This is a genomic window from Rugamonas sp. (assembly GCF_025354735.1).
In the GTDB taxonomy this organism is placed as follows: domain Bacteria; phylum Pseudomonadota; class Gammaproteobacteria; order Burkholderiales; family Burkholderiaceae_D; genus Rugamonas.
The window spans coordinates 1-4,784 of record NZ_JANXMI010000250.1 but is presented as its reverse complement, the minus strand read 5'-3'; the positions used below and the strand labels follow the sequence as shown (position 1 = coordinate 4,784).

Here is a 4,784-nt window from a genome sequence, read left to right as displayed (position 1 = left end):
GGCAGGGCGCGATGGCGGCGCGCTGCGGCGGCGCGGCGGCCGGCCGCGGCGCGCGCGATTCGGCTGCCGTATCGGGCGCGGCCCGCACGCAGGACGCCAGGCAGATGCCGGCCAACAGCAGGAAGCACGCGTTTGTAGCTTGGACCATGACAGCGTCGCCTTTCGGAAAATAACTCACATTAAAATGACGTCGTATTGTTCCTGATGATACGCCGTCTCCACTTGCAGCGAAATCTTCTTGCCGATGAAATCGCCCAGCATCGCCAGGTGCTGCGACTCTTCTTCGAGGAACATGTCGACCACCTCCTGCGACGCCAGTATGCGGAACTCGCGCGGGTTGAACTGCTTCGCCTCGCGCAGCAGCTCGCGCAGGATTTCGTAGCAGATGGTGCGCGAGGTCTTGACCTGGCCCTTGCCGGCGCAGGCCGGACACGGTTCGCACAAAATATGCGCCAGCGATTCGCGGGTGCGCTTGCGCGTCATCTCCACCAGTCCCAGCGCCGAGAAATTCGACACCGACACCTTGGTGCGGTCGCGCGACAAGGTCTTCTTCAGCTCTAGCAGCACGGCGTTGCGGTGCTCGGCGTTGTCCATGTCGATGAAGTCGAGGATGATGATGCCGCCCAGGTTGCGCAGCCGCAGCTGGCGCGCGATCGCGTGCGCCGCCTCCAGATTGGTCTTGAAGATGGTGTCGGCGAAATTGCGCCCGCCGACGAAGCCGCCGGTGTTGACGTCGATGGTGGTCATGGCCTCGGTCTGGTCGACGATCAGGTAACCGCCCGATTTGAGGTCCACGCGCCGGCCCAGCGCGCGCAGGATTTCCTCTTCGACGCCGTACAAGTCGAACAGCGGCCGTTCGCCCGTGTAGTGCTGCAGGCGTGGCAGCACGCTCGGCGTGTAGGTCTGCGCGAACGCCGACAGCGCCAGATGGTTTTCCCGCGAGTCGACCTGGATGGTCGCCGTCTCGTCGTGCACGAAGTCGCGCAGCACGCGCTGGGCCAGGCTCAGGTCCTGGTGCAGCAGCGTGGTGGCCGGCCGGGTGCGCGCGCCATGGCAGATCGCGCCCCAGGTCTTGCGCAGATAATCGACGTCGGCGCCGATGTCCGAGTCCGACGCGTCCTCGGCCTGGGTGCGCACGATGTAACCGCCTTTTTCATCGGCCGGCAGCAGGCTTTGCAAACGCGTGCGCAGCGCTTCGCGCTCGGCTTCCTTTTCGATTTTCTGCGAGATGCCGATGTGCGAGTCCTGCGGCAGGTAGACCAGCATGCGGCCGGCGATGGAAATCTGCGTCGACAGGCGCGCGCCCTTGGTGCCGATGGGGTCCTTGATGACCTGCACCGTCAGCACCTGGCCGTCGAACAGGATTTTTTCGATCGGCGTCGGCGCCGCCGTCGAGCTGCCGCTGCCGTCGTGCGGCCGCGCCTCCCAGATGTCGGCCACGTGCAAAAAGGCCGCGCGTTCGAGGCCGATGTCGATGAAGGCCGACTGCATCCCCGGCAGCACCCGCACCACCTTGCCGGAGTAGACGTTGCCGGCCAGGCCGCGCGTGAGCGTGCGCTCGATGTGCAGCTCCTGCACGGCGCCTTGCACTATCAGGGCGACGCGGGTTTCCTGCGGCGTGATGTTAATCAGGATGTCTTCGTTCATGTCTCTTCTTGGCCTGTTCTTATGTGCGTGATGCGGTGGCGGCGAAGGACGATCATACACGCGCTCAGGGTAACGGCAAACCCGCCTGGCGGAGTAATTGTGCGGTTTCAAACAGGGGCAGGCCCATGATGCCGGAATGGCTGCCTTCGATGTGCTCGACGAACAGCGCGGCCGAACCCTGGATGCCGTAGCCGCCGGCCTTGTCGTAGGGTTCCTGGGTGTGGCAGTAGGCGGCGATGGCGGCGTCCGACAGCACGCCGAAGCGCACGTCCGAGCTCTGCGTGATCTGGCCGTTGAAGTCGGCGTGGTGGACGGCGATGGCCGTCAGCACCTGGTGGGTGCGGCCGGACAGCTGCTTGAGCATGTCGACCGCCTGCTGGTAGTTGGCCGGCTTGCCGAGGATGGCGCCGTCGATGGTGACGGTGGTGTCGGCGCTCAGCACGGTGCGCGGCCTCAAATGGCGGCGCTGCACCAGGCTCCAGGCGAAGGCCGCTTTTTCCCTGGCCACGCGGGCCACGTAATCGACGGGCGCCTCGCCGGCGATGACGTTCTCGGTGACGTCGGCGCCGCGCGGGCCGTCGCTGCGCAGCAGCAGCAATTCGAAATCGATGCCGATCTGACGCAGCAGTTCGCGCCGGCGCGGGCTTTTGGAAGCGAGATAAATGGTTTTGTCGACCGGTTTCATCGGAGGCTAACTGGAGGCTGTTCTGAGTCTATTGAGACGATGATATCAAACGCGATGATAGGGGTGGTTCTGGGTGATCGACCAGGCCCGGTAAAGCTGCTCGGCCAGCAGCACGCGCACCATCCCGTGCGGCAGCGTCATGCTGGAAATGCGGATCAGGCCTTCGGCCCGCGCCTTCAATTCGGGATCGAGGCCGTCGGCGCCGCCGATCAAAAAAGCCGTGTCGCGGCCATCCTGCTGCCACGTTTCGAGCTGCTGCGACAGGCCGACCGAGGTCAAGTCCTTGCCGCGTTCATCGAGCGCGATGATGCGCACCGATTTCGGCAGCGCCGCCTCGATGCGCTCGCGTTCGAGCGCCATCGCGGTGGCGGCGGTCTTGCTGCCGGAACGGTCGACCGGCTTGATTTCCTTGAGCACGATCCTCAGTTCCGGCGGCATGCGCTTCGCGTATTCGGCGAAGCCCGCCTCTATCCATGCCGGCATCTTGTGTCCGACGGCAGCGATGATAAGCTGCATGGACGCTTACTCTTCGACTTTTTTGATGCGCTTGATGACGGTCTTGGCCGGCGCTTCGGCGTCGGTTTTTTTCACGGCGACCTTGCGTTTCGGCGGCAGGGCCTTGAGCGCGGTGGCGGCGGCGGTGGCGCTCTTGGTCGAGGCGACCTTGACGACCTTGCCGACCGGCGCGGCGACTTTTTTCGCGGCCGGTTTCTTGGTCGCGGCGGCCGGCTTGGCGGCGGCTTTCTTGACCGGCGTTTTCTTCTCGATCACTGGCTTGGCGTCGACCGCGGTTTTACCGGCGGCCATGTGGCTGCTGATCTTCTTCGGTTCGTCCTCTTTCGGCGCGCGCTTGGCCGCGCCCAGCTTGACCGGCTTGTCGCCCCACAGTTCTTCGAGGCGGTAGTAGGCGCGGATCGGCGCCTGCATGATGTGGACGATCATGTCGCCCAGGTCGACCAGCACCCACTCGCCGGTGTCCTCGCCTTCCATGCCATAGACTTCGCCGCCGGCGGCCTTGACTTTGTCGCGCACGGAAGCGGCGAGGGCCTTGGTCTGGCGGTTGGAGGTGCCGGAGACGATCGCGATGCGGTCGAACAGGCTGGTGAGGTGCATGGTGTCGAACAGGGCGATGTCCTGACCCTTGATATCTTCAAGGGCGTCGACGACGAGGGTTTGTAATTTTTTGATGTCCATTTAGCTTTTGTATAGATTATGTTGTTCAATATAGTCTAGCACTAGCGGGGAGATAAGCGAGTTTGCCTTATCGCCCCGTTGTAATGCCGCACGTATTTGGGTGGCGGAGATATCCACCGCGAAGTCTTGTGCCAGATAAGTCAGACCGTGCGGCGTGCTGCGGATTTGTTCCAGGCTGGACAGCCTGCGCGTGAATTCTGCGGCGACCGCCGGCGGCAGGCCGGCGTGGTCGATGGCGAAGCCGGGACGGGCCGCCACGCAAAAATGCGCGTAATTAAAAAGTTCGTGCCAGTCGTGCCAGGTGTCGAGCCGCTGCAACTGGTCGGCGCCCATCAGGAACACCAGCGAGGCGGCGGCGCCCACTTCGGCGCGGATCTGGCGCAGCGTGTCGACGGTGTAGGTCGGCATGCCAAGTTCGCTGCGTTCGATTTCCTGCCCGTCGATGGCGATGCGGAAGGGCTGGCCGGCGAAGGCCAGTTGCAGCATCTCGGCGCGCTGGCGCGGCGTCGCCTGCAAGGACGACTTTTGCCACGGCAGCCCGGCCGGGATCACGCGCAGTTCGTCGACGTGGAGCTGCTGCGCGAAAAAAGCGCCCAGCGCGACATGACCGTGGTGCACCGGATCGTAACTGCCGCCCAGCAGCGCGACGCATGGCGTCACGTCGCCAGCCAGTCGCGATGGGGCAGGAAGTCGGTGTAGAGCGCCGCCTCCGGCGTGCCGTCTTGCGGCTGCCAGTCGTAGCGCCATTTGACGATGGGCGGCATCGACATCAGGATCGCCTCGGTGCGGCCGGCGCCCGATTGCAGGCCAAACAGGGTGCCGCGGTCGAACAGCAGATTGAACTCGACGTAGCGGCCGCGCCGGTAAGCCTGGAAATCGCGTTCGCGCTCGCCGTAGGCGCTGTCCTTGCGGCGCGCCAGCACGGGCAGGTAGGCGGTGAGGAAGGCGTCGCCGACGCCGCGCATCATGGCGAAGCTTTGCTCGAAACCGGCGGCGTTGTAATCGTCGAAGAAAATACCGCCGACGCCGCGCGCCTCCTTGCGGTGTTTCAGGTAAAAATAGTCGTCGCACCACTGCTTGAAGCGCGGGTGCAGATCGGCGCCGAACGGCGCGACCGCGTCGCGGCAGCTCTGGTGGAAATGGCGCGCGTCGTCGGCGTAGCCGTAGTAGGGCGTCAGGTCCATGCCGCCGCCGAACCACCAGACCGGCGTGCCGTCGGCGGCGGTGGTAGTGAAGAAGCGCACGTTCATGAGATCGG

General features: G+C 64.6%; 6 protein-coding genes. All 6 read right to left on the bottom strand.

The genetic code is table 11. The features are described from left to right. Positions 1-174: 174 nt before the first annotated feature. Complete coding sequence (gene rng, locus Q0S71_RS20720; RefSeq protein ID WP_295999943.1) at positions 175-1,647, bottom strand: ribonuclease G; 1,473 nt, start codon at positions 1,645-1,647, stop codon at positions 175-177. A gap of 64 nt (positions 1,648-1,711) precedes the next feature. Then, positions 1,712-2,332 carry a nucleoside triphosphate pyrophosphatase gene (locus Q0S71_RS20715; RefSeq protein WP_295999942.1) on the bottom strand — a complete coding sequence of 207 codons (621 nt, stop codon included), beginning with the start codon at positions 2,330-2,332 and terminating at the stop codon, positions 1,712-1,714. 45 nt (positions 2,333-2,377) lie between these two features. Further along, positions 2,378-2,848: a 23S rRNA (pseudouridine(1915)-N(3))-methyltransferase RlmH gene (gene rlmH / locus Q0S71_RS20710; RefSeq protein ID WP_295999941.1), complete on the bottom strand. Its 471-nt coding sequence runs from the start codon at positions 2,846-2,848 to the stop codon at positions 2,378-2,380. Between the two features lie 6 nt (positions 2,849-2,854). Next, positions 2,855-3,526, bottom strand: coding sequence for a ribosome silencing factor (rsfS, locus tag Q0S71_RS20705; RefSeq protein WP_295999940.1), 672 nt, complete (start codon positions 3,524-3,526; stop codon positions 2,855-2,857). Continuing rightward, entirely contained in the window at positions 3,527-4,186 is a 660-nt protein-coding gene (locus Q0S71_RS20700; RefSeq protein ID WP_295999939.1) for a nicotinate-nucleotide adenylyltransferase, read from the bottom strand. It abuts the gene before it with no gap. Then, positions 4,183-4,784, bottom strand: a 602-nt coding sequence (gene hemF, locus Q0S71_RS20695) for an oxygen-dependent coproporphyrinogen oxidase (protein WP_295999938.1), incomplete at its 5' end; no start/stop codon positions are given. The genes hemF and Q0S71_RS20700, both read right to left, overlap by 4 nt.